Below are 25,371 nucleotides of genomic sequence, written 5' to 3'. Positions count from 1 at the left end.
TTGCCCCCCACTCTCGTCTGACAAGTCATCCATGTTCGGAAGCTCCAATCGTTTCATCCGTCGCACTTCCATCATTGCCGCCATGCTGGTGTCCGTGGTCTACCTCGGATTTCGCGGCGCGTTCACGCTGAACTTCGACAGTGTGTACGCAACGTGTGCATCGCTCTCGCTGTATGTCGCCGAGCTCTACGGTTGCTTGCTGATGCACCTGTACTTTTTCCAAATTTGGGAGATTGTGGAGCCCGAACCGGTTGCTCCGCTCAAAAACCGAACCGTCGACGTCTACATTCCAACCTACAACGAAGACCCCAGTCTTCTGCGCGGCACCATTTCCGCTGCGCTCGCGTTGCACTACGAACACGAAACCTACGTGTTGGATGATGGCAACCGTCCCGCCGTGGCAGAGTTGTGCGATGAACTGGGCGCGACCTACATCAACCGCGACACCAATTTGCATGCCAAGGCAGGCAATTTGAACCATGCGATGGGAATCACGGCGGGTGAATTCGTGGTCATCTTCGATGCCGATCACATCTCCCGCCAAGACTTCATCACCCGACTGTTGGGCTACTTCGAAGACGACCGATTGGGATTCGTCCAGACGCCCCACTCGTTTTACAACTTCGACAATTTCCACGGGACTCTGGACTACGGTCGGCAAACCTACTGGGAAGAAGGCGAGATCTTCTACAATGTGATCCAGCCCGGCAAGAACTACTGGAACGGTGTCTCGTTCTGCGGCAGTGCCGCGATGTTCCGCCGGACCGCCCTGGAAGACGTCGGTTGCGTGGCCACTGAAACCATCACCGAAGACATGCACACCGGTCTTCGACTGCATGCCAAAGGCTGGAACTCGCTCTTCGTGAATGAGCGCTTGGTCAGCGGCCAAGCGGCCACCGATGTCACGACCTTCAACACACAACGTCTGCGTTGGGGAGAAGGCAATCTGGGAATCTTCGCCCATGACAATCCCTTCACAATGCCAGGCCTGACGTTTGCTCAGCGTCTTTGCTACTTGGGATCGATGCTCAGTTGGACGACTGGAATTCAGAAGCTGCAGTTGTACCTGGCTCCGATGTTGATGCTGTTGACCGGCGTCGCACCGGTTGCGGAACTGTCTTGGACGTTGGGGATCATCACGTTGATCTACATGCTCACGATCTGGACCGCCGTGACCGTGACGAGCAATGGACACGGCAATTTGATTGGCACCGAATTGACACACATGGCATCGTTCTGGACTCAAATCCAATCCTGCTACCGAGCCGTGTTCAAACGCAAAAAGACCACCTTCGTTGTGACGTCCAAACGAGGCCGGCAAACCAACAGCATTCGCCGCTTCATCATGCCTCAATGCTTGTACATCGTCGGCAGTGCCTTGGCCATTGCCTGGGCATCGACCAAGTATTCGATCGGGTTGACGCATGACTTGACGGGGGTCCTGGTAGGTTCGTTTTTGCTGCTGAGCCAGTGTTGGTTTGCTTGGCAGGTGATCCAGCGATCGCTTCGGGCCTCAGACGAAACAGAAGAAATCTGGCGTCACCCCTGTGCTCTGCACATGACCTATCAAATCGGCGAGGAAGATGATCGTCGCGTTGGAACAGCTGTCACCTGCGACCTGAACGAAGTGGGGGTGGGCTTCCACGCCTTCGAGGATCTGCCAATCGATCAAGACATCGACTTGACCATCTCAGCGATGGGATTGACCGCGACCTGTCGAGCACGACTGTGCCAAAAATCGCAGGGTTTGCAGTCGCAATCCTCCCGTGACGGCAACGCAACCAGCTATCGCTACGGGTGTGAGTTTGTGGAGCCGTCGACCGAAGCCCTTGGCGTGATCTGGCGCCTGTGCGCGGACTACGCCACAACGCGGATGTACGACCAGTTCGAATCGCGAAAGAAGCATCGTGACGACTCAATCGAAGTCCAGTTAGCAACCAGTGAGATGGATGATGAACGCATCAATTTGCCCATCTCCCTGTCGGACGGGTCAACCAAGTATGAACCCACCGTCACGGAAGGGATCACGGCCCACGGGTGCATGGTCCTCGCCACCAATTGCCCCGACATCGGAACGGAAACTCGTTTCGTTCTGACCACACCGCTAGGACGAATCGCGGGCACAACGGTGGTCACCGAAATCCATCAGGTGAAACTCGGATGCGTGCCGCTGCAACTCGCCAAATTGGACTTCGTGGGCTTCACGGGCGAGGGCCGAAGCCTGCTGCTCTCGCTGTGCAATGCCAGTGACCAGAATCGCGTCAGCGCCGTGGTGAAACTTCAACCACCCGAACGCCAGTTGCCTCGCGTACGCCCAGCCATCTTGACCGGCACACTGTCCATTGCGGCGTCTCTGATCGCAATCTTCGGAACCTTGGTTTGGAACCAGGATGATATCCTGTTGAACTTCAACCAGCAGGCAACTGTCGTCCCACAAGAAACCCGCGTCAAACTGGCATCCCTGTTGGCCAAAACCGTCGCAGATCCAGATGCAGACGAACAACGAATCGTTCGCTTGCGCGAAATCTTCCAGAACTTGGGGGATCGCCAGAGCATCGGCAAGCTGGATCAACTGATCATGGATCGAGATGTCACCACGTTCACCGCGAAATTCTGTCGAGCACAGACCTTCGATGGCGCCGAAATGTACGACCGCGCCCTGCCCATCTACGCTGACTTGCTGGAGCATGTCGAGGAAGCCAGTGATGATCAAGAACGCAACGAACTGTTCATCTCAGCCGGACGCAACCACGCCAACCGAGGTGACGTGGCGAGAGCTGTGGCCTTGTTCTCTCGAGTTGACCCGCTGGTTGTCAAAGACGATCCCAAGTTACGCCGTGAACACGCAGGCTTGTTAGCCAAGGTCGGCCGAATCGAAGAAGCCATCTCATTCTTGACCGAAGACGATGATTCAGAACCCAGCTATGAAGATCGCCTTCACCGGGCACACCTCTACGCGTCCGCTCGGCATTTTGATCAGGTGATTGAACATTGTCATGCGTTGCTAACGATTGATTCCGAGGATCCCGCTGTCCTGAAATTGCTTGCCAACGCAGCCTTGGGGCGAGACGATTTCGAATTGGCAATGTCGACCATGGATCGTTTGGTGCAACTCCGTCCCAATGACTCAGAGGCCCGCCGACTGCATGCTTTGACTTGTTTGTGGAATCACGATGGCGAGCGGGCGATGAGATTGATCGAACCCATTTTGGTGGCCAATCCCAACGACGCGGAGTTGCAACGCTCCTTTGTCGAAGCGAGTCTGTTGGTGGACCAGTTGTCGCCCTCCCAGTCAGCCCAACTGCAACGGGTTGCTTTGGCCATCTCAGAGGGCCCCAATGCAGGCGTCGCCGGACAGACGATGGTGGCGGCAATGGCGCGGCACAATCAAACCGAGTCATTGATCCCTTTCTTGACTCAAATGGTTGAAGAACGTCCCCACGAGATCAAACTGCGATTGCAATTGGTGGACCTCTTGGAATCGGCAGGCGATTTCCGCTCCGCTGAAAAGCATCTGAATTGGCTGCTCACGGCGACCACTGCGTCGTTGTAAACGAGCCAGTGGTTGTGAACCTTGGCCGAACCATCGCGTGAACATCATGCAATCGTACGGCAGGCCCTGAACCCTCCGATTCCTCCCCGGGCGGCTTCTGAAACACCGCAACGCCAATTGACTGTTTGCCGAAATGCGACGTGGCGGGCAGCACTTGCGGGCAACACCGTCATCCAATCACGGGAACCGGATCGTGAACAAACCGCCCACGCCAACGCTGTTGTAGACTTCCGAGAGGATGACCGAGGTTTTCACCTCCGCACTCAACCATCCCTGGTGATCTCGATGCGCGGCTGCTTCGAACAGTCCGTAGCCAACGCTGTCAGAGTCGATCCGCACTCCACCGTAGGCCGACACCCAATGGGCATCCGCACCATGAAAGTTGTGAGGACTCAGCCACTTGCGGACTTCCATGCCACTGGACGCAAACGTGAATGCAGACGGACTGAAATATGGATGAAGAATCCCAGTCAAATCATCAGGGTCGGCGTTGAATCGAGTTGATTCGTTGAACGCGATCAAATTCCAATCCGTCTTCCATCGCAATTGTGTGCGTCCAGGAATCAGCAAGTAGTTGTTCTGAACCAACACTTCTTGTGAAAGATTGTCATCGGAATAGCCCGCCAAACGGTACATCGCGGCCGCATCCCAACGCCAGGAAAAGTTCGTTGCTGCGGTCAGTTCCAAACCACCACGAAAGGTGTCTTGACGGATTGATTCACCGTTTGCAGCGATGTTCTCCAAGAATCCCGCCAGCCCGAGATGAACGTCCGCCGGCGTTCGCCAGTTCAATCCCGCGCGAAACGGGACTCGTGTTGAGAAACCTTGATCGTATTGTTCCAACTCCGCCAACGCGAATAAACGCAGGTGGTCCCATGGTTTGGTTTGGAAACCAAGAATCGCCACGTTCCCATCCGCATCCGCGCCTTGTTTGGGCCGCAAAAACCGATGGGCATAGCCAGCAATGAGGTATTCGTCCTGATCTCCAATTGGTTTGACCACCCGCGTGTCCAAACGCAACGAGGTGAGATCGGTCAACCCTTGCCGGCCGGACCGGAATTCAAACTGAAAGGAGTTTAGAATCTGGGGTCGTGTTTCCAATTGCATCCGCCGCTTGGCAATCAAGGCCTCCGTATGGCACGGATCGAGACGGAGCAAGCAGTCGTACCGGGCGATGGCCTTCCGAGTTTGGTTCAAAGCAGAATGGACCTGGCCCAGATCAAACTGAGCTTCCTGGTTGGTTGGGTCCAACTGAAGCAAGGATTGATAGTTTGCCTGCGCGGTTCGCGGCTTCCAGTCCTTGTAGTACTTGGCCTTCCGTTCCGCTTCGATGAGTTGCAAGCGGTTGCTTGCCTGTTCGTATTCGACCTGCAACGCGTTCAGGTCACTGTGCATCAAGCTCGCACCAGGCAAAAACTCCTGTGGACGGTGGCGTGCTTTCGCTTCCGCATACGCACGGTTCGCCGCATCCACGCCCTTCCACGCGTATTGCATGCGAGCGTATTCGATCCGTGCCGTTTCGTGTTGGGGGAACGCCGTCAGAATCATGTCGAACGACTTGTTCGCCAAGCTGAAATCATTCGTGCGGGTGTAGGAACGCGCCAGCCCCAAGCGGGCACGGGTGTTCATCGGCGATGCCGCCAGTGCCGAAACGAAACTCGATCGATCGTCACAATCGCCAGAGCATCGATTGCACATCGATCGGGATTCCCCCAGCAAGATCATCAGGTACACATTGCTCGGGTCGAACATCAAGGCTTGCTGCAACAATCGCTCTGCCAACTTGCACTCGCAGTCGGCCATGGCCAATTGAGCGATCGTGACTCGATCTTTCGTCATGGGGGCGAACGAATTTCGCTCGTCCGACAACACTTGCTCGGCCTCCGCTTCACGGTCCAGTGCGATCAAACAGCGATACAGGCCGTATCGAAGCTTGGCCGAATCGCCCCCCTGCATTCGCCGTGTTTCTTGGAGCGTGTCCTCGGCTTCCGCAAAGCGTCCCTGCTTGAGCTGTGACAGTCCGAGGGTCGTGCGAATCTGGATTTTCGTGGCGACATCCAGTGCAATCCCTTGGGCACCCGCCAAGGCTGCCACGCAGACTGATTCCGCGGCGGCATAATCTCGTCCACGCAGCAAGATGTCAGCGACCGCTGCTTCCTGTGCCAACGTCGCCGGATGCGATGAATGACGCAGCGTTTGAATCGCCTCACTGACTCGGTTTTGTTTCAACAACGACTCAGCCAGCATTTGGACCGAGTGTGATTGCTTCGTCCCCAAATTGCGGAAAACGGTTTCAGCAGCGCGATCATCTCCAATCGCATGGTAGAGCGTTCCTAAACCAACCTGCGCCAACTCATCGCCTTCGTTGTTGACCAACAGCGATCGATAGATTGCAAACGCTTTGGCATGTTCGCCAACCGCGGTTTGATAGTTGGCGGTTTCCAGTCTCACCAAACGATGGTCGGGGGATCCGGCGCTCGTCTCTTCAATCGAATCCAAAACCGCTTTTGCACCGTTCATGTCGAACAGACGCACCAGAACACGAACAATCTTGGTCTGTGTGCTGACATGATTGGGTCGCAGCACGGAAGCGGACTGGTACACCATCAATGCCAACCGATCGGCACCGTCTCGATACAACGTGTCGGCCAATTCAATCCGACTGTCAAACGTGAACTCCGGATTCGACTGCAGCTCCTCGAGATAGCGATGGATGACCACGTTCTCGCCCATTCGCGAATTCGCGAGCACCAGCATCACGAGGACTTGCGGGTTGCCGGGATCGGATTCGTACAAGCGGAGCAGCACGGCAACGGCATCTCCGGGGTGCTGAATCTCAATCAGAAGTTCGGCGATCGCCAATTCGTTCTGCAACGGCAAACCAGGCAAATCTCGCAGGTGTCGCTCGTAGACCTCCACTGCCTCGGCAAGGTTGCCTTGCCAGGCAAGCACGCGGGCAAAGGAGATCAGAACATCCACATTCGCTTCACCGCTTTCGACGATCTTGCGAAGCGAACGTTCTGCATTGAGATGTTTTCCCTGCTGAATCAACAACTCGGCATGCAAGATGTGAAACGGAATGGAATCGGGAAACTGCTCCACCAGCACCTTCAACGATTGCTCCGCCTTCGTGAGGTTGCCGGATTGAATGAGCAACCCGATGTACTCAATTTTCAGATCCGTTTGGCCGGGAAACTCTTGAAAGAGATCTTCAAATCGCTCGATAGCGAGTGGGATGTCCCCCAAGCTCACGGCATTGCGGACCGCGCGAAGCAAAATCCCGCGACGGATTTCTTGATCCGAATCCGGGGCTGGCAATTCCTCCGGTGACCGGGATGGGGCGGGGAGTGTCTCCAGTTCGACCGTGTTGTTTTTCGCAGTCTTGACTCTTTCTTTGTGCTGAACCCATCGAGCAGAGACCCTTTCGCGATCGCGATCGGATTGCGATTGGGAGGCCGAAGGCAAACGAAACGGGCTGGAAAATCCATCCTCGCCGACCGTGGGGGCTCCCCACGACGCAGCCAACAAAAACATAGCTGTGCAGACCCGCAACCATCGCACGCAATGGCGCGATCGCAAATGGAGTTCGGCAGCGGTGTTCCGACGACGGTGCAAATCAAGTTTCACGACAGAGAGAGCGGCCGCGCATCCAACATGGGTGCGGAGCAGACACCTTCGTATCGGTTGTTTCGAAAGTGCCGATTAGGCAAAACGAACCCGCCACCTTCGCCTGTTCACAAATACACGCTGTGAGTCCAGGTTGGGAATGAAAAAATCGCCCAAAATTGCCCCCGCGTTCTCGGCCGGTTAGTCTATCAGACTGTTGATTCAATACGTTTCGTAGATGGAACGATCAGCCGACGGGCGCTCGCCCACGGTTACCGGACGCGATCGCGTTCCGGCTGACGAAATCAACAGGCTGCTATCCCCTTTCATTCATCCCCGCTTCCACCCCTGAAGAGCCCGCCATGAGCGACCGACGCGAATTCCTCAAAACCTCCGCTGCTGCCGCGACGATCTCGGCCGCGACCTTCACCGCCACCACCACCCAACCTGCCTCGGCGGCCCCCGCTGGCAGCAACGAACGCATGCGAATCGGGTTCATCGGCCCCGGTGGCCGTGGCTTTGGCGCTCACGTCAAATCGCTCTGCAAACACCACCAAGCTGGCCGCAAGATCGAACTCGTCGCCGTCGCTGAAGTCTTCGAATCTCAGCGTGACACAGTCGCCGACTACATCGAAAAGGCGACCAAGACCAAACCGGCCAAGTACGTCGACTACCGCGACATGATCGAGAAGGAAAATCTCGATGCCGTCTGCATCGGAACCCCCGACCACTGGCACCATCGCCAAACCATCGACGCGCTGGAGGCCGGACTGAACGTCTACTGCGAAAAGCCGATGACCAAAACGGTCCAAGAAGCCTTCGACGTGGAAGACAAATGGCGGGCCAGCGGCAAAGTCATGCAGGTCGGTGTGCAATCGACGAGCCTCCCGGTTTGGAACGAAGTCAACGCGTTGCTTCGCGAAGGCAAGCTCGGCAAGGTCCTGGGTTTCCAAACCGAGTACTTCCGAAACTCGGACGTCGGCCAGTGGCGCTACTACAAACTCACCCCTGACATGACTCCCAAAACCATCGATTGGAAACGTTGGCTGGGCACCGAGCACGATCTCGCCGAAGACATCCCCTTCGACCGCGAAGTCTACAAGCAATGGCGTCGCTTCTGGCCCTTTGGCAGCGGCATGTTCACGGATTTGTTCGTGCACCGCACCACTTCGATGTTGAAAGCCACCGGCCTTCGCGTGCCCGGCCGAGTTGTCGGTGCCGGTGGCATCTACCTCGAATACGATGGCCGCGATGTGCCTGATGTTGCCACCGTGGTTGCTGACTTCAACGAAGGTGTCCAAGGCTTGGTCACCGCGACCATGTGCAACGAAGAATCACGCGTCAATCAATTGATCCGTGGCCACTACGGCACCTTTGCCTTCGGCAATGGCGAATCGTTCGATGGGTTTGACTTCATTCCCGAACGCGGACCCGTGACCCACGTGCGACAAGAAGCCGAACGGATCACCACCAACCCCATCGACAACACCACCATGGCGCACTTCGCCAACTGGTTGGACGCTTGCGAAGCTGGTGATCCATCGCTCTGCAACAACCAACCTGACCTTGGTGCCGCCGCCATGTCGGTCGTCAACCTCGGTGCCCAAAGTTACCGCCAAGGCAAAGTCTTCTTCGTCGACGAAGACCACCAGATCTCGGACCAGGACCCCGGTTGGGCGGCCAAGTGGGAACAACGATCTGCCAACGGCGGCCCTGTCGCCCACATCCCAGGCTGGAACGCCGGCGAATACGGCAGCGAACAACGTGACCCTGATTACATGCAATACGGCGGCCCTTGGATCGACGGCAAAGACCCGTCCCAAGGCTAAGCAGGTCGGCAGGAGTGATCAAGCACAACCATGTGAGCCGTTTGGGCGTTAGCCCCGGTTGTGCGTGAAAACCGTGGCTAACGCCAGCGGCTCACATACCCGATGACACCTGCGTACCTGCTTAAACGGCTCGCCTGCGACGGCAGTCAATGAGCTTCCCCAACACGTGAGCGAGAAACACGATCCGTTCTCTCGCTCACGTGTTGGACAACGCAATCACGCTTGCCTGGCAACCTGAAGCGTAAACGCTTGTGGATTTCGTCGTAGGTTGGCCACTCTTGGCCGACATCCGCCACCCCGACGGGCAAGAGTGCCTTTTTATACCCCACAACTTCTGGGAGCCGTTTGCGTTGTAAATACAGGCGTTTCGAAGCCAAACATCCCTTGCCCAAGAACCATTAAGCAGGTACGCAGGTGTCATCGGGTATGTGAGCCGTTGGCGTTAGCCACGGTTTTCACGCACAACCGGGGCTAACGCCCAAACGGCTCACATGATTGTGCTTGATCATTCCTGCCGACCTGCTTCGTGTTCGATCAGCGGAGATGAGTGTTCCCTTGGCCGCTCTGGCGGAACACTAATCCACTCTGATCGGACACTAATCTTTGGTGTTTCGAGTTGTGGGGTATAAAAAGGCAAGAGTGCCCATCCTACATGCGTTGAAACGTCGTTGACGACGAACTCGACAAGCTGTGACGCGTCAAGATTCCTAAGATCGCCCCGGAGGGGCCGTCGCGCGTAGCTCGGGGCGGAAGTCCCGAGATTGGTGACGGGAAAAAACCAGACACTGCTTTGGAAACCCGAAACGTAAACGAGGAACGATTCAGTCCGATCCCCCCGAAGCCCCTGCAGGGTGTATCCTGGTAACCCGATGCATGATTGTTGAAGTTGCGATCTTTCGTTGATTGACCCACGAAAACGCAACACAACTCCCAAATGCGTGAGCGAGAACTGAACCCAAAACACTCGCTTGCCTGAGACCTTCGCTACGCCTCCCGCGGACATTCGCACCGATCGGATCCTTTCCTGGGTCCTTCCTTTTTTTCGAAAGAGCCAAGATGAACTTCCGTTTGTTCGCTGTCGCTGCCGCGTTTGCTTTGCCATTGTCGCTGGCAACGGGCGAAGAAGACATCTCGAAATTGAAATCCTCGGAAGCTCGTACGGCGGCCGAATTGGATCAACATGGAACCGATGTCCGATCGCTGGATCGAAGGTTCCAAGAGGATCTGGCTCGCTTGGAAGAAGCCTACCTTTCTGAACGAGAACGGATGCAACAAACGCTTGTCGAATCGCTGGCCAAGGAGCAAAAATCCCTGACCAAGAAAGGGAAGCTCGATCAAGCGATTCAGGTCCGGGAGCAAATCGAAGAGATCGCAGCAACGGAGATCGTTCCACCTCATCCGGCGACGTCGCAATCAACCGCCCTCAACGCAAGCGGTTCTACGCTGGCCAAAGGAATCCAAGGGACTTGGCGTTGGAGCAATGGTGTCGACATCCGCAATCTCGAGAACGGTCGAACGAATGGAAACGGAAGCTGGCGATTGCTCAACCCGCGTGAACAAGTCTACGAATTCCAATGGAAGCGATTGTCACCGGATCACGTCAAGCTCTCTCCCAATGGCCGCGTCTTGGAAGGCACCAAAGCCAACAACCCGACCGTCCGCGTGTGGGCCGTTCGCGTCGACTGAAAAATCGTCCGTCGTATTCGCTTCTCCCTGCCTTGCCAATGAATCCAAACATTGATCCTGCCGACGACATCGTCGCCTACAACCGGGCGGCGTGGGACAGTCAGGTTCGAAAGGGCAATCGCTGGACGATTCCGGTTTCGCCCGAGGAAATCCAGCGTGCTCGCCAGGGTGACTGGAGCATCGTTCTGACACCTGAAAAGCCCGTTCCGCACGAGTGGTTCCCCGATTTCAAAGGCAACCCAGTTGAAGTGCTTTGCCTGGCGGGCAGTGGAGGGCAACAAGCTCCCATTCTCGCCGCGGCAGGTGCCAAGGTGACTGTGTTTGACAACTCACCCGCCCAACTGTCCCAGGATCAATTGGTCGCCGAACGAGAAGGATTGGAAATCAACCTCGTCCAAGGCGACATGGCAGACCTTTCCGAATTGGCCGACGAGTCCTTTAATCTCATCGTTCATCCCTGTTCCAACTGCTTTGTCCCCAACGTCCTCCCGGTTTGGAAAGAAGCCTCGCGGGTCATGAAGCCTGGCGGCAATCTGCTTTCGGGATTCGTCAATCCACTCCTCTATGTCTTCGACGATCAATTGATGGAGCAGGGCGAATTCAAGGTTTGTCACAAAATCCCCTACTCCGATCTCACAAGTCTTTCTGCTGAGCAACGGCAAGCCTACCTCGACAACGATGAGACCTTCTGCTTTGGTCACACTCTGGCGGACCAACTGGGCGGCCAAATCGAAGCGGGACTGGTCCTCACGGGACTCTTCGAAGACCGCTGGTCCGACTGGCCCATCTCGGATCACATCCCCACCTTCCTCGCCACCAAAGCGACCAAGCTGTAAGATGTCGTCCCGGACGGGACCGTCGCAATGGAACGGTCTCGCTCTCAGCGATCGCATTTTCTTGCCCCCGAATGTCGAGGAGCACATGAGGCGTAAAAGGGCAACATTCTCGTGGCTTTTTGGTCTTTTCCTCGTTTTTTGCATCGGTTTTTCGGGACCGCTCTCCAACATTGGGAGGGCACTGAATCGTTCACGCATTGCTGCATCAGCCCCGGTCGCGACCGATCAATCACGCTCCATCCGTTGGTCCGAAGATCAGATTGTTGGCTGGCACTATTCACTTGTATCAGAGTCACGCATTGCGAACTTTGGCTTTTACGAGGAGGCTGGAACCGCAAGTATTGGCGGTCCGCCCGAAATGGACTTGCCTCATCTTGGAATCAAGGCTGGCGACACGGAGATCATGGAAGTGGAGATGTGCAGTGTCTACTGGCGTGTCACTCCTGCGGGTTCGCTTTCGCTTACAGTCCCTGACACCGACTACTCTGCTGAACTGCGACTGGTCTACCTTGACGATCAAATCGCCTCCGTTTGGAACGTCACACGAAGCGAAGCCGAGGTTTACATTCGATCCCGATAGAACGTCAACAAAAGTGGATTGCAAACAAATCAAACTGCCTGAAACTTTTTAGCCGATCCAATGAACCTGGGAAACGCTCTTCGAATCTGTGAAATGTCATGAGAACGCTGTTACTGATAATCGCCGCGACACTGGCATTCTTTGGTTGTGGTCCGACTCAACGCTCGTTTCCAACCACCTCGGAGGTTCCAGACGAATCACATTTACTTCTTCCGCCAGAGGCTTCCGACATTGTCCTTACCGAACACGGAGGTTTTCATACCGCCGTTTTCACCTGTCCCCAGTCCGCCGTCGAGCGATTCATCACCAAATTGCGTTCCGAACGTCCGTTCCTAAATGGGTCAGATCCTGTTTCGGGAACACCGATTGTCAATCCGGACAACGATCCGTTCATCCAGCAACAGACGTTCGATTTACGCCAGCAGGAATTTGCCATTCGCTTTGGGAACGCTCAGGAATTTCATACGAACCTACTTTCCTACGGAGCGGCCTTGTCGCGGAGAGGCGGCAACCTGGGAATATTGTTCGATCCGGACAACTCGCGATGCTACCTCTACACCGCATACAGATAACCAGGTCGGCAAGACTCTTTCAGCATTTGGACTGTTCCGGCAAGCATTGTTGCTGCCGCGTCTCAGAAAGGATTCAAGATGATCAACATTTACCATTATCTGTACATGCTTCGTCCATGGCTTCCCGTGGCGGCTCTGCTTGCCATCACCATCGCGGCAGGGTTGAGTGCATACCGCACACGGTCGAGCCACCTTTTTATCTATCTCGGCGCGGGACTCTTCCTTTTCCTTTCCTTCCTCAGCGAGCAATGGATGCTCGGCATCTATGAAGACCGCACTGATTTCCCAGACGGTTCGATTCGATTCACCATCAACCAAACCAATGCTGCAATTTCCTTGATGCTACAAACATTGGGATGGCTGCTCGCGATTGCAGGAGCGTTCATGCAGATCCGGCACACAGCGAAGACAACCACGAAACCGGCACTGGATCCACCAAGCACTGAGCCAACGCCCAGTTCTTCCGATTCAGTTCACTGAGTGCTGAGCAATCGTGTCGCCCCGGACCAATCCGAACTGATGTCCGCACGGTGTTCACAGAGACAATCGCCATGCAGCCGAACTGTTCTGCGAGTTTTCCGTTTTCCCGAACAAGACAATGACGACACGATGACCAACGACCGCGACCGTCTAAAACTCCGCGACTTCACGCCGCTGGATGATGAAACCGAAATGTTGCAGCCGCTCGGAGAACTTAAATGTCGGTTCGCCATCAACGATGAGGGGAGTGTTGCCAAACTCTACGCTTCGCACAATCTGACCGACGAGCACACACAGCTCATTCTCGCCTTGCCGAATCTCAAGTCATTTTCCTCTACGAACCTCCGGCCTTCCTCAACTGGCCTGTCAGATGCTGGCTTAGCTGCTTTGCTTTCCAACCCAAGACTGGAAGAAATCCTCTGTCACGGGAATCAGAAAGTGACCGGGACCTTTCTCCGTGAAGTGGACCAGAATTCATCCCTCACACGTATCGGCCTTCCTCACTGCTTCATCGATGATGCTGGCCTCGCTTTGGCTCGTGATAGCTCCTTGACCCACATCTCCGTTCGAGGTTCGTTAGTATCAGATGCATCGATTGACGCCCTTTGTTCGATGCGGCGTCTCCAGCAGGTCCACGTCAAGGAAACTCGTGTCACATCACCTGGCCTCGATCGGCTCCGAAAAGCACTGCCAAATTGCTGGATCGACCGGTTGGACCGACCAAACGACGGTTGATGCGTCCGCCTGCCGAATGAGATGCCTCCTCCCTTCCAACTCGGAACCGCAAATGAAATCCTTTCCACTTTGGTCAGCTTCGCTTTTCGCTATCGTCGGAATCATGCTCAGCGACGGGGTTGCGACCGCAGACGATGCAACCGAGCAACCTCAGCCGGACGCAACGCAGTGTTGCGTCGAGCTTTCCGAGTTTGAACTCGAAGAGCCCATTGCGATTGAGCTCAATGAGTCCGAGGTGATCCAAGCGATCCTTCAGTCCGGTGCAAAACCGATCGAAACCATCCGGTTGACCGCGATGCCAAACACCCCGTGTCACATTCAAAAAGGAAGGCAGATCGCGGTGGTGACATCCACGATGAAGCGTGGCGACGTCACAACTCGCCAAACCAAGGAGGTCGAGATTGGGACCACCCTCCGTTTTCAGTTTGCTGACCATCCCCAAGGTTTCTTGTCCAGCATCGACTATGCAACGGCCCGTGTCGAAAGCGACGAGAACAGCGACTCGGCACCCGACATTCTGAGCTGTAGCATCCAAACGACTCAGGTCTTGGTTCCCGGCAAAATGCGGCTCATTTCAACCATTGGATCGGAACAACTCACTGCCGTTGTTGTCACGATTCACGAAATCCATCGCCCGGCAGCAGATCAATCCAAATGACGTTGAGCTGACACAGCAAGCTGAATTGGCCAAGAGCGAGCCAACGCAGAGTCACACAGATGAATAGCGAATGCCTACGAATGTTCTCAATCAACCATTCCTGATCGGTGTTCGATTCACATTCCAAGAGACTTCCCGATGACCACCAAGCCAACAGTCCTCGTTTTGATGTTCCTCTTGACCGGTTGCGGCGGTGAAACCAAGAAGCCTTCCGTCTCGACGCCAATCGACCCGCTCTACGAACTCATCGTCTCTGACCTGGCGAAAGGCGAACCTCCAGTCCTCGACTTCGTAGGCACACAAGTTTGGATCAATCCTGAATTCTGCAACGGTGACAGCCTCTTCTACCGTTGCGGCAAGGAAATTGAAATGGACGACGAGCTCGTTGAAGCACTGCAACGGGCAAGCGAACAAACGAGCCCATTTCCGGTTCATGGAGATTTCGGGCCTGATGGACGCGTGACTGAAATCGCATCCTTCCACGAGGATTTCTACTACCAGGACGACACCCCACAAGTGGATGCGAAGTGCATGATCCAGTTCTGGCGTCCTGGCTACACACCCGACGGCCGACGCGCGGTTGTCCGATTTTACTACGGTCCGTCACCCCATGGCGCGGTGGGCACCTATGTCCTCCAGCACACGGAAGGCGGCTGGGAGATCGTCGCATCAAAGATCGACTACTACGCCTAGCTGATCCACTGGCTCCATTTGGCGATGAGAACGTACGTAGCTCGGCAAGATCATTTCCAAATCACATTTGGTTCGGCCATTGCGAGCAGCGGAGATTGATCAAGGTTCCTGCACATGAAGTGGTGAAAGATGCGTTATCCCGAAGCTACAGTTTCTCAACAGCATTTGCTTGCCGTCGTCCGATCTCAAACTCCCAACTGAACCGCAAACCAGTGACCCAACCATCCAACGAAAAGCGAAAGCTCACCGTCGAGAGACTTGCCTCTCCGGCGATCGCTCATTCCCTGGAGCGTTCCCAGATAGCGAAGTACCACACCAAAGGCGGACACGGGTTCACGGCTGAAGACGCCAATCATCTCGCAGACGTCTTCCGCGGAAAACGTGCTGAAATCATCGGGATGAACAACGAAGCGAATGGTGCCGATCGAATCGTGAACGGATTGAGGATTCAATCGAAGTACTACCAGACTGCTGCTAAGACAGTTGCTTCGGCGTTTGCATCCGATTCCGGCCTGTACAGATACGCCCAGCAGGTGCTCGAAGTCCCGAAAGATCAGTATGACGCTTGCGTTGAACTCATGCGAAAACGGATCGCCACCGATTCAGAAATGTCCCTGTTTCTCTCCGACATTGCGCACGCGGCAAACGCCACGCACCCCGAATCCTCCAGCAATGATGGTTGATCTCCACCTGACCTGAGGTTGCATTCCCCCCCGGAGTTTTGATATCGCGAACGAGGGACCGTCCGAATTCGTGCTGCCACTTCGCTGTCACTTTGAATCACCAGCCAAAAACGAACGTTTTTCTGATTGGCGTGCTTTTGCTTGCCGGCTGCAGATCCGCACCCAAAGACACCTCGGAGATGGATGCCATCCTGAAAACGGTTGTCTACGACACCTCGGTTCCGGTCATCCCCGCTTCTTTCCGCGCCCCCAATACGCTTCCCACACCGTCCCCCACGGAAGCGCCGTCGCCCGAAGAGAAACCGAGCGTCACCACCACGCTCACTGATCGAGCCCGCTCCGCCGGCAGTTTTGTTGGGCATGGGCTGAGGGCGACCGTTGGGCTCGTCGTGCTAGGCGTGTTCAAAATCGTTGAATCGTCCCTCGGTTTGGACGACAATGACTCAACGTCAACCGGAACCAAAGACAGAGCTTTCAATCAGTGGCTTGATGACCGAGATCAATGGCGAGCGGCGGACCGAAAGGCAAACTGAGTTGTGCGAGAGCCTCTGCCGACCAAGTCTTTGGAATAACGCAATCCTTCGAACGCGCATCGACATCTCGAATGATTGAGAGATCGCCAAAGACGTGGCATGCGTCACGGCTGGAAAATGAATGGCTTTCGGACGCTTGCTTGCCAATTGTCGGCCCGTGCCGCGTCACAGCCAATGTGTCTGGTTGGCCTTTTGGGGCCTGAGCAAAGTTGCACACAATCGCCGGGCGATCACCGAAACGGCTAAAATCATCAATCTTCACTCCAAGATGAGATCCAGCGCGACGACGATCTTCCGTGCTGACTGCGAGTCATTCGCCCTTCTTGTCTGATTCAAATCCATTCGGCTCCCTTGGACGCTTCATTCTTGTGATCATCCCCGAAACGCCCGAGCACTTGGACGCGGTCCGACAACTGACGATCGAGGCGTTCGCTGCCTCACCCTTCGGACACAATGGCGAGGCTGATCTCATCGACGCCATTCGCGAACAATGTGCACACACACTTTCGTTGGTGGCGATCGAGGAGGATCGCATCGTCGGGCACATTCTGTTTTCACCCGCTGAGATCCACACCCTGGATGCCAATGGTGTTGGCCCCACCGTTTCGGGTCCCGATGTCCTGGGCCCCAATATGCTGGGCATGGGACTGGCTCCGATGTCGGTGCATCCATCGCACCAACGCCGCGGCATTGGTGCGATGCTGGTCAAGGAAGGACTCCGGCGCCTCGATGAACTTGGCAACCGATTCACGATCGTTGCCGGGCATCCGGAATACTACCCTCGATTCGGTTTTCGCCCGGCCCAAGAGTTCTCCGTTTCGCACGGTTTTCCGGGGATGCCACAGGATGTGTTCTTCCTCCGCCCAGGGCCGTCCCAAGACGATGAGTTCTCCGGCGGTCGAGCCCACTACCATTCCGTCTTCGGACCACAACACGAAGGATCATGAGGCCGCTTGTTCGGTTACAGTGTGTTCAAGAGCCAATTCGCGGGGCGATCTGCCGCATGAATGAACACAATCGCACGGCCTCTGATTTCGGAGCTTTGCATGCCCGATCAGCAAAAAATTCACCGCCGCACATCCTCTTCGCGAGAAGTCGGCTTTGCTATCGCGATGCTTGGATTCGGCCTGGTTTTGATCATCGCCCTGTTTTATTTCGGGAGACGCGCACCTGGACAATCCTTTGACCTTGAAGGCCCCGAACTGTTCGCAGAGGAAATTGGTCACGGATTCCTAAGCATCGGATTGATCTTCATGGGGCTCGCCATCGCAATCGTCTTGGGAGGCATTGCCACACGACTGGGCAGCAACGCCGGCAGGGCGTTGATGACTCTTGGCAGTCTTTCCGCACTCTCGCTGATCGGCTTGTTTGTGGCCCACGTTGTTTTCACGCGGTGATGCAACTCCTGTGTGTTTGTCAGCGCCGCCATTCCCCAACGCTCGTCGCCGTCCGGCCCGTTTCTGCAGATCTCTTTCGGAAGCAGATCCGGATGCCCCCAACCGCGGAGCGGTGACATTTGATAGCCTCGGATTTCAATCCGAGGTCCAGGTTGTATGCCGCCACTGACCTTGGGTTGAAACCCAAGGCTGACAACTTTCGTCGCTCCGCGACTGGTGGTGTGCCCCCGCAGGACGACTGTCTGGTTGACACATCATCCGCTTGAATCCCTTCAATCGAATGGAGTTCACTCGACGGGTGCCTTCAAGCTTTCCAAGAACGTTTGCAGCAACTGCTTTTGGCCTTCGCTCAGCCTCACGTAATTGCGTTTGGATTGATTCGCTTCTCCGCCATGCCACAGGATCGCCTCTGCCAAGGTTTCGGCTCGGCCGTCGTGAAGATAGGGTGCTGAATCAGCGACTCCCCACAGTGGCGGCGTCTTCCACTCTCGTTGCAATGCGTCCCAGGAAAGTGGGTACCGCACCTTCACGTCCACTTCATTGACTTTCCCGCGGGGAAACTGCGGTTGCTCGGGATAGTCCATCGGGATCGCAATGGGCGTCCCGGTTGCAACCACCGCCTCGTTGGACCGCGAATTGGAACGGCCGCGATCGCCTCGCGGGCCCCTGCGATCCCGTTCGGTCCCAGGTCCCGAAACCGTTCCCCCACCACGGCCATAGCGATTGGAGTACGCCCCCGCAGGATTCGCTGAAGAGGAGCTGGTCAAATGATACGCCGGAGCCGGAAAAGGATCTTGCAATTCGGGCCCCATGTCGTGCAACAACAGGTCGCCATAAATGCCGTTCGCCGGAACCATATTTTCAATGTGACAGGTTGCACATCCAATCGAATGAAACACCCTTTTTCCACGACGAACCTGCTTGCGTTCATCTCCCGACAACATTTGCATGTTGGGAGCGGGAAGACCGGCGACGTAACTCGTCAGATACGCGACCTGGTTCGTGGTGATATCGGGTGCGAGACTGACATAGCGAGGATCCGCTGGATCAGCAGATTGTCGGATCGTATCGCCGACATTCAGCCCCAACTCCGTCGCGCAGGCGCCCGCAACAAATCCGGACAACGTATCGACTTGGCCCCGCCAGCCATATTTGCCTGCCACTCGCCCGGAGATGATTCCTCCCGAGGAACGGGTCTGGGACAAAGCGATCGCATTCAATCGATCCAGCGAGATCATCTCGACCAACCCCATGCCATGCAGCGGCGTTGTATTCCGTTGACTGAGGTAGTAGTCGAGTGACTCGTACCGTCCTGCGATCACCGGTTGTTCCGCTATCGCCTCCACGGTTCTCTGCTGCGGATCGAACCACTCGGAAGAGAGCCCGTTGGGAACGCCGACAGTCAAACGTTGACGGATAACGTCGTATCCGGGACGAGTGGAGGCGTCATGGACAATGGTGTTGAAAGACAACGTGCTCCCCGACACCAGACCGGGAAAGAATTCCATGGCTGAGTGGCGGAGTGCACCACGTCCCTGGCGGTCATCGGCATCATCAAAGAACGGGGACCGCGGATCCACTGTGATATGAGTCACGTTGTGGATCACTCCCGATGCCCCACCGCCGGGATGACACGCGGCACATGAAACAGCGTTGTGCATCGGGCCCAACCCATCTGCAGGGAAACTCTGCGCATCGACTTGGCGTGCGGACGTCCAATGCCGCCCCTCTTCATGGTGCGGCGGACGACGCCCGTGTCTCATCCGATGTTCGCCTCCACTCCTTCTCGGCAAAGACATCGGTCCGACAGTGTCAAATTCAGCGAACGTTGGTTCTCGTTCGACAAACACCCATTCCTGCTCAAACAACTCTCGTCCGGCGACCGGATCCTCCGCCATTCCCAGAGGGGTGATGAGCAGAACCAAGACCAGCCCCCCAGCCCATTCAGTCCGATGGTTGACGGCCATATCACGCTCCCTCGGCGGCGTTCGAAAAGCAAGTTTAAAAAGGCGGCGAAACAATCCCCACTTACAAGAAGGACAAATGCCAACCCGAATTGTCACACAGCCAATCGCTTCGTCGTCCGTCGGTTGCATTCTCGTGATAACACGGAAACAGACGGTCCCCTTCATGATGGCGAACATTTTGGTTCGCACCATTTTCCATTTGACTCCACCGAGGAACACAGTCATGAAACGTCGCGTCCCCAACCGTCGTCGCTTGTTCGTCCAAAACCTTGAAAATCGTCGTGTCCTCGCTGGATGCATGGGCGTGGATGCTGCGACCGACGACCTGGCAACCGAAGAGGTCGCCGAAATCGCCTCCGCCGTCGCCGGCAGCACGATCGAAGACATCGATTCGGCCGCGATCGAATCCGCAACCGAGGCGAACGACGAACTTGAAGACAGCGTCGACAGCACCGTAGAAGAACAAGACACTGCCAGCGATGAAACAAGTGAGGACGCCAGCCTCGAACAAGAACTCGATCAAGACAACGCCTCAACCGAAACGGAGGGCGATCCTGGCCATCGGCCTCACCCACGACGGGGACCTCATCATCCCGGCATGACGTCGGACGCTCTGAACGCCGACACGATGGGTGAAGAGGGCGTCTGTGTCGATGAAGACACCGAAGCGGACACAACCGAAACCATCGACGAGACCGATTCACTCACGGACGAATCGACCGACGACCTGGCCACCGACGAAACAGACGAAACCGATGTGGACTCTGAACTAGTCGATGACACGGAAGCGGATGAGATCGTCGAAGAGGAGGACACCACCCTCGTAACCGATTTGGATTCAGAAGCAAGTGACGAGTCAGAAGTGACCGACGAGTCAGATTCTACCGACGAAATTGATTTCACCGACGAAATCGATGACCTCGATGAATCAACCGAGACGGCTAGCGAGACCACGGTCATCGATCTCGATTCGGTGGTCACAGAAGAAACCGAGGACGAAGATTCCTCACTTTGCCTGATCCACGAAGAACTCGACAGCATCTTCGCTGAACTGGGAAGCCGCGATTTGGCCGACGCTCAGATCTACATTCTGATCTGATGGTCGCTTCCGCTGGGTTTCCGTCTGAATACGTTTTGCCGGGCCGAAAGGCCTTGAAAGGCTTCCAAATGCCGCCGTAGCACAAAACCTGTCAAACCTCGCTCAATATTGGTAAAATGGTCTCCGGTAGCTTGGCGATACCCCGTCATCAAGGCCCCAATGTTTTCGCACACGAAAACTCTGTTGTGGCAACCGGCGAGACAGCTAGGCTATAGACATTGACTCCAGCAGCGCTCCGTCGCTCTCACCATCGTCCTGCCTTGCCCCCTCCACCGTTTGCCAACCCACGCTTGCGTGTCGTTGTCGCCTTCATGCCCGAGACGCTTGCGCTCGGAGCAATGAAACTTGGATGCACCGTCGGACGATCGTTTGAATTCGGTCAGACCTGTTGATTCAAAACAATCGACCGTGAACCAAGTTGAAAGTTCGATCATGCTCAGTCGTAGAAACTTGTTGCAAGGATTCGCAGCAGGCGCCGGTGTCGCCATGGGTGCCCCGCTTCTTTCCGAGCGTCTTCTGGCATCCCCCATCGGAAACACGACTCCCAAGCGGGTCATCTTCTTCATGCAGAACCAGGGCTTCGATCCCAAGACCTGCATCCCGGCTGGGATGAAGCACAGTGGGTCCCTGGCGAAAGCCAAATTGCCTGAACCCATCAGCGCTTTGGAGCCCTACAAAGAACGACTGCACATCATCAACGGTCTGCACGGACTTCACACCAGCCCCTCGCACAGTGCGTTCTTTGGCGCACTGGGTGGGTACCGTGGCAGTGACGGGGTGCCGCCGAGTGGCTCGACGATCGATTATGAACTGAGCAAAGTTCTGCCGGAAACACTGCTGCCACATTTGTGCATCGGCATGGACTCGATCGAGAACATGAAGACCAAACCGACGATCGCGACTCTGTCCGCCAGCGGTGCGGGCCAACCGATTTTCATGCATTCGAATCCGAATCATCTCTATCAGATGCTTTACGGCGGCATCTCATCCGGCGAGATTCGGCTGCAGCACGAAGCCCGTTCGAGCGTGCTGAGCCAAATCGAATTGTTGGCCGCGGCCAAGGGCCAATCGCTGCCAGCCTCCGATCAACAACGCTACGGGCAATACGTCCAAGGCTTCCAAGAAGTCAACGGTTTGCGCGATCGTCTCGACACCGTTTCGGATCACTTGCGCGAATTCGCTCCGAAGGTGGATGATCGATACACCAACCCGGAATTTGAAACCGACTGGCACGATTGCTTGCTCGACCTGGGCATCTCGGCTCTCACATCGGGAATCACCAACACGCTGACCATCGGGTCGGGCCGTGGCGAAATCTTCGGTGCCTGGAAGGGCCTCGGGATCGATCAACAAGGGCACAACTTGGGCCACATGGACCAACCTGACAATCCGATCTGGATCAAGATTCGCCAATACAACAGTCGCATGCTGGTCCGGATCATGGAAAAACTGGACAGCGTGCCAGAGGGAAGCGGCACGATGATGGACAACACCGTGATCGTGTACACCAGCAACAACGCCGACAAACAGCACACCAACGGAGCCAATTGGCCCGTCATGTTGCTGGGCAACTTCGACGGCGCCTTCAAGAGCGGATGCTTCACACAGGTCGAAGGCAAACGTCCGATCAACGCGCTCTACACCTCGCTGTTGCGAGCCGCCGGCCAAAACGTGGACCGCTTCAACATGGACGACAAAATGGCGAAGAAGTTTGACGACAGCACCGGACCACTCAAGGAAGTGTTGGCGTAAGCATGTGGAAGTCCTCCCGAAGTGATTGCGGACGCCTGCTGGCGATCGCGTGCCTGCTGTTTGGCATCCGCCCCCTGGCCAATGCCGAAACATACACACCTGGTGAATCAGTTGACCAAGATTACGCTGCGTTTGCTGAACCGTTTCTCGTCAATCACTGCATCGACTGTCATGGCGAGTCCGATCCGGAAGGCGATCTTTCGCTAGAGAACTTGGGGCCGGTCGACGAGATCAACGCCAGTGTTTGGACCAGCGTCTGGGCACAGGTCAGCTTGAAGGAGATGCCGCCGCCGGACATGACGCAGCCCGAAGTGATCGAGCGATTGAAGTTCTCCGATTGGATCGTCGACGAACTCTCACGAGCGATGCAGGACAAGGGTGGTTTCCACGCTCACCGTGATCCCAACAAAGGCAACTTCCTCGATCACGAATTGCTCTTTGGTTCTTTGCCCGATGGCATTCAGCTGAAGCCCACCTCTTCACCGGCTCGAATCTGGCGTGTCACCCCTCAAGAGCACATCACGCGGCTGAACGAGTTGATCAACTCAGAACCGCAATACGATCCATCCAAACCGGGACTTCGCACGCACGGGGACGTCGTCCCCACCAACCACGGCGGCGAACTGAAGCTGTACTTCGGTGTCGATCGCATCATCAAGTGGCAGGGAGGCACAGTCGCCTACGCCACGTCTGTCAAGAGCGTGCCCGCGGTCCTCTCATCGGCTCGTGATCATGGATTGGAAAACTATCCCGACTTCACGACCGTCAACAGCGCCGAAGCGACCCAGATCATGGGAATCGCCAGCGAGATCATTCGATACATGGCCGACGGGCCACTCAGCATCGCGGAACCGTATCAAATCACCGACGATCCCCAGTCGATCGCCGACAAAATGAAGGGCGACCTTCGCGGCCTGCCCACCAGTTTGGTCTACAGCACCGAAGTCCTGCGTCCACTCACGCCGGTCTATGATCTCATGCAAGCGGACGAGATCACCGAGGAACGGATGCGTGCCGCGGTGGACTTCCTGTTCGAAGCCTTGACCTTCCGTCCGCCCACCCCGATCGAATCGGACGCCTACTTGGCGATCCTCGAGCAAGCGATTGACAAGCTGGGCACAAACGACGGCGCGGTCCTTGGATTGTCATCGATCTTTCTCGATCGTGACGCTCTGTTCCGGCCCGAGTTGGTAAAGAACGGCCAAGCCGACCGCCACGGACGCGTCATGCTGCAAGACTGGGAATTGGGTTTGGCGATGAACCATGCCCTGCGTTACCTGCAACCCGACGACGTGCTACGGCAAGCCATCGTGGACGGACGCATGCGAGCGCGTGAGGACGTGAAGCGGGAAGTCGTGCGGATGCTCGAAGATGAAAGCATTCGCAAACCTCGCATCCTCCGATTCTTCCGCGAGTACTTTGACTACGACCTTGGCGGCTACATCTGCAAAGACACCAGGGCGTTGGGCGAGACCGGTGTGAACAACAAGGGCGTCGTCCACTACAACGCAATGTTCGACGCGACCGCGAGCACCGATCGTTTGATCGAATTGATCCTGGAAGAGGACACCGATGTACTGAAACAACTGCTGACCACGGACAAAGTGGTGGCAGGCAAATATGACAACGTCTACTTCGGCAAGCAACGTTCGCGAGAAGAGATCGCTGCCTCGGTCGCGGCCCAGAAAGCGGCCGCGAAGGAAGCAGCCAAAGCAGCAGCGATCCAGTTGGCGGAGTGGAAAAAGGCTAACCCCGGCAAAGAACCACCGGAGGAGAAACCAGCCGCCAAGAAACCCAACATCAACCACGCCGTCACGGAAGCCAAGCTCACGGGCCCCGCCATTTTCGCTCGCGTGAGTCGTCGCAGCTTTGGACGCGGATCCATGAAGCCCGAACGCACTTTGGCGACGGTCCCCGAAGGTCAACGTCTCGGTATCCTGACGCATCCGAGTTGGTTGGTGTCGCACTCCGACGCGATGGACAATCACGCGATTCGTCGCGGTCGTTGGATTCAAGAACGACTGATTGGAGGCTGCATTCCCGATGTTCCGATCACGGTCGATGCGATGTTGCCGGACGAACCACGCACATCGCTTCGCGAACGCATGCGAGTGACACGCGAAGACTACTGCTGGACCTGCCACCGCAAAATGGACCCGCTCGGGTTTCCGTTTGAAATGTACAACCACGCGGGACTGTATCGAGAACTGGAACATCGCCAGCCCGTCGACACGACGGGCGAGATCATCGATTCGGGAGATCCGGAACTGGACGGCAAAGTCGCGAACGCCTTCGAGCTGATTCAAAGGCTGGCCGAAAGCGAACGTGCCGAACAAGTGTTCGTCCGCCACGCGTTTCGGTTCTGGATGGGTCGCAACGAGACGCTCAACGACGCTCCCGTTTTGCAAGCCGCCCATCAAGCGTACCGGGACAACAACGGCAGCATGAAAGCCCTGCTGGTATCATTGCTGACCTCCGACGCGTTTCTGTATCGCACACGAAGCGAAGCAAAGTTAGTCGCCGCGCACTGATCCAATTAGGTCAACAAGAACGCGAGCATTGCCTTGTGGCTTGGAGTTCCGCGTGCCGGAAGCGGGCCGTTGCGAGCGTCAATCAGGACACAACGATTCCACTCGACGGCCCCTCCGGGGCGATGTACTGGCTCATGCCCCAAGGCCAACGGCCTTGTTCAATTTAGCCTGGGACAACGTC

At 56.1% G+C, this 25,371-nt stretch carries 19 protein-coding genes; 16 read left to right on the top strand and 3 right to left on the bottom strand.

The window, feature by feature from the left end:
• The first annotated feature begins 31 nt into the window (after positions 1 to 31).
• Positions 32 to 3,553 carry a glycosyltransferase gene (locus tag UH5x_RS02455; RefSeq protein WP_482634587.1) on the top strand — a complete coding sequence of 1,174 codons (3,522 nt, stop codon included), beginning with the start codon at positions 32 to 34 and terminating at the stop codon, positions 3,551 to 3,553.
• A gap of 177 nt (positions 3,554 to 3,730) precedes the next feature.
• Here the strand turns inward: UH5x_RS02455 and UH5x_RS02450 are convergent, their stop codons facing one another.
• Positions 3,731 to 7,087: a tetratricopeptide repeat protein gene (locus UH5x_RS02450; RefSeq protein ID WP_482634586.1), complete on the bottom strand. Its 3,357-nt coding sequence runs from the start codon at positions 7,085 to 7,087 to the stop codon at positions 3,731 to 3,733.
• Positions 7,088 to 7,521: 434 nt separating this feature from the next.
• Between UH5x_RS02450 and UH5x_RS02445 the strand changes: the two genes are divergently transcribed.
• The 10 genes from UH5x_RS02445 to UH5x_RS02400 all read left to right on the top strand — a co-directional run bounded on the left by UH5x_RS02445 (position 7,522) and on the right by UH5x_RS02400 (position 15,911).
• Positions 7,522 to 8,988, top strand: a complete 1,467-nt coding sequence (locus UH5x_RS02445; protein WP_482634585.1) for a Gfo/Idh/MocA family protein — start codon at positions 7,522 to 7,524, stop codon at positions 8,986 to 8,988.
• A 1,056-nt stretch (positions 8,989 to 10,044) separates the two neighbouring features.
• Positions 10,045 to 10,674 (top strand): hypothetical protein, encoded by a 630-nt coding sequence (locus UH5x_RS02440; RefSeq protein WP_482634584.1) that lies wholly within the window; start codon positions 10,045 to 10,047, stop codon positions 10,672 to 10,674.
• 38 nt (positions 10,675 to 10,712) lie between these two features.
• Positions 10,713 to 11,510: a class I SAM-dependent methyltransferase gene (locus UH5x_RS02435; protein ID WP_482634583.1), complete on the top strand. Its 798-nt coding sequence runs from the start codon at positions 10,713 to 10,715 to the stop codon at positions 11,508 to 11,510.
• Positions 11,511 to 11,874: 364 nt separating this feature from the next.
• Complete coding sequence (locus tag UH5x_RS02430) at positions 11,875 to 12,090, top strand: hypothetical protein (protein ID WP_482634582.1); 216 nt, start codon at positions 11,875 to 11,877, stop codon at positions 12,088 to 12,090.
• A 98-nt stretch (positions 12,091 to 12,188) separates the two neighbouring features.
• The gene (locus UH5x_RS02425; protein WP_482634581.1) at positions 12,189 to 12,662 is read left to right on the top strand and encodes a hypothetical protein; all 474 of its coding nucleotides are present in this window, start codon (positions 12,189 to 12,191) and stop codon (positions 12,660 to 12,662) included.
• A gap of 78 nt (positions 12,663 to 12,740) precedes the next feature.
• Positions 12,741 to 13,142: a hypothetical protein gene (locus UH5x_RS02420; protein ID WP_482634580.1), complete on the top strand. Its 402-nt coding sequence runs from the start codon at positions 12,741 to 12,743 to the stop codon at positions 13,140 to 13,142.
• A 129-nt stretch (positions 13,143 to 13,271) separates the two neighbouring features.
• On the top strand, positions 13,272 to 13,877 hold the full coding sequence (locus UH5x_RS02415) for a hypothetical protein (RefSeq protein ID WP_482634579.1): 606 nt from the start codon (positions 13,272 to 13,274) through the stop codon (positions 13,875 to 13,877).
• A gap of 52 nt (positions 13,878 to 13,929) precedes the next feature.
• Positions 13,930 to 14,535: a hypothetical protein gene (locus UH5x_RS02410; RefSeq protein ID WP_482634578.1), complete on the top strand. Its 606-nt coding sequence runs from the start codon at positions 13,930 to 13,932 to the stop codon at positions 14,533 to 14,535.
• A gap of 138 nt (positions 14,536 to 14,673) precedes the next feature.
• On the top strand, positions 14,674 to 15,228 hold the full coding sequence (locus tag UH5x_RS02405) for a hypothetical protein (RefSeq protein WP_482634577.1): 555 nt from the start codon (positions 14,674 to 14,676) through the stop codon (positions 15,226 to 15,228).
• A gap of 212 nt (positions 15,229 to 15,440) precedes the next feature.
• On the top strand, positions 15,441 to 15,911 hold the full coding sequence (locus tag UH5x_RS02400; RefSeq protein ID WP_482634576.1) for a hypothetical protein: 471 nt from the start codon (positions 15,441 to 15,443) through the stop codon (positions 15,909 to 15,911).
• A 474-nt stretch (positions 15,912 to 16,385) separates the two neighbouring features.
• Here UH5x_RS02400 and UH5x_RS02395 read toward each other — a convergent pair whose 3' ends face one another.
• The gene (locus UH5x_RS02395; protein WP_482634575.1) at positions 16,386 to 16,706 is read right to left on the bottom strand and encodes a hypothetical protein; all 321 of its coding nucleotides are present in this window, start codon (positions 16,704 to 16,706) and stop codon (positions 16,386 to 16,388) included.
• 61 nt (positions 16,707 to 16,767) lie between these two features.
• Here UH5x_RS02395 and UH5x_RS02390 point away from each other — a divergent pair, with 61 nt between their 5' ends.
• The gene (locus tag UH5x_RS02390; RefSeq protein WP_482634574.1) at positions 16,768 to 17,391 is read left to right on the top strand and encodes a GNAT family N-acetyltransferase; all 624 of its coding nucleotides are present in this window, start codon (positions 16,768 to 16,770) and stop codon (positions 17,389 to 17,391) included.
• Between the two features lie 99 nt (positions 17,392 to 17,490).
• Positions 17,491 to 17,841 carry a hypothetical protein gene (locus UH5x_RS02385; protein ID WP_482634573.1) on the top strand — a complete coding sequence of 117 codons (351 nt, stop codon included), beginning with the start codon at positions 17,491 to 17,493 and terminating at the stop codon, positions 17,839 to 17,841.
• A 287-nt stretch (positions 17,842 to 18,128) separates the two neighbouring features.
• Here the strand turns inward: UH5x_RS02385 and UH5x_RS02380 are convergent, their stop codons facing one another.
• The gene (locus tag UH5x_RS02380) at positions 18,129 to 19,808 is read right to left on the bottom strand and encodes a di-heme oxidoredictase family protein (protein ID WP_482634572.1); all 1,680 of its coding nucleotides are present in this window, start codon (positions 19,806 to 19,808) and stop codon (positions 18,129 to 18,131) included.
• 223 nt (positions 19,809 to 20,031) lie between these two features.
• On the opposite strand from UH5x_RS02380, the gene UH5x_RS02375 reads away from it, so the two are divergent.
• From UH5x_RS02375 to UH5x_RS02365, 3 genes are all read left to right on the top strand, one after another.
• Complete coding sequence (locus UH5x_RS02375) at positions 20,032 to 20,907, top strand: hypothetical protein (RefSeq protein ID WP_482634571.1); 876 nt, start codon at positions 20,032 to 20,034, stop codon at positions 20,905 to 20,907.
• A 432-nt stretch (positions 20,908 to 21,339) separates the two neighbouring features.
• Positions 21,340 to 22,659 (top strand): DUF1552 domain-containing protein, encoded by a 1,320-nt coding sequence (locus UH5x_RS02370; RefSeq protein WP_047816136.1) that lies wholly within the window; start codon positions 21,340 to 21,342, stop codon positions 22,657 to 22,659.
• 2 nt (positions 22,660 to 22,661) lie between these two features.
• Complete coding sequence (locus UH5x_RS02365; RefSeq protein ID WP_482634570.1) at positions 22,662 to 25,190, top strand: DUF1588 domain-containing protein; 2,529 nt, start codon at positions 22,662 to 22,664, stop codon at positions 25,188 to 25,190.
• Positions 25,191 to 25,371: the final 181 nt, after the last annotated feature.

The organism is Rhodopirellula sp. UH5 (genome assembly GCF_056839225.1).
This window is presented reverse-complemented; position numbering and strand designations above follow the sequence as displayed.

Bases quoted from the DNA above. Each gene is read 5' to 3' on its own strand.
- UH5x_RS02455 (WP_482634587.1), top strand. From the start codon at position 32: ATGTTCGGAAGCTCCAATCGTTTCATCCGTCGCACTTCCATCATTGCC.
- UH5x_RS02450 (WP_482634586.1), bottom strand. From the start codon at position 7,087: ATGTTTTTGTTGGCTGCGTCGTGGGGAGCCCCCACGGTCGGCGAGGAT.
- UH5x_RS02445 (WP_482634585.1), top strand. From the start codon at position 7,522: ATGAGCGACCGACGCGAATTCCTCAAAACCTCCGCTGCTGCCGCGACG.
- UH5x_RS02440 (WP_482634584.1), top strand. From the start codon at position 10,045: ATGAACTTCCGTTTGTTCGCTGTCGCTGCCGCGTTTGCTTTGCCATTG.
- UH5x_RS02435 (WP_482634583.1), top strand. From the start codon at position 10,713: ATGAATCCAAACATTGATCCTGCCGACGACATCGTCGCCTACAACCGG.
- UH5x_RS02425 (WP_482634581.1), top strand. From the start codon at position 12,189: ATGAGAACGCTGTTACTGATAATCGCCGCGACACTGGCATTCTTTGGT.
- UH5x_RS02420 (WP_482634580.1), top strand. From the start codon at position 12,741: ATGATCAACATTTACCATTATCTGTACATGCTTCGTCCATGGCTTCCC.
- UH5x_RS02415 (WP_482634579.1), top strand. From the start codon at position 13,272: ATGACCAACGACCGCGACCGTCTAAAACTCCGCGACTTCACGCCGCTG.
- UH5x_RS02410 (WP_482634578.1), top strand. From the start codon at position 13,930: ATGAAATCCTTTCCACTTTGGTCAGCTTCGCTTTTCGCTATCGTCGGA.
- UH5x_RS02405 (WP_482634577.1), top strand. From the start codon at position 14,674: ATGACCACCAAGCCAACAGTCCTCGTTTTGATGTTCCTCTTGACCGGT.
- UH5x_RS02385 (WP_482634573.1), top strand. From the start codon at position 17,491: ATGCCCGATCAGCAAAAAATTCACCGCCGCACATCCTCTTCGCGAGAA.
- UH5x_RS02380 (WP_482634572.1), bottom strand. From the start codon at position 19,808: ATGGCCGTCAACCATCGGACTGAATGGGCTGGGGGGCTGGTCTTGGTT.
- UH5x_RS02375 (WP_482634571.1), top strand. From the start codon at position 20,032: ATGAAACGTCGCGTCCCCAACCGTCGTCGCTTGTTCGTCCAAAACCTT.
- UH5x_RS02370 (WP_047816136.1), top strand. From the start codon at position 21,340: ATGCTCAGTCGTAGAAACTTGTTGCAAGGATTCGCAGCAGGCGCCGGT.
- UH5x_RS02365 (WP_482634570.1), top strand. From the start codon at position 22,662: ATGTGGAAGTCCTCCCGAAGTGATTGCGGACGCCTGCTGGCGATCGCG.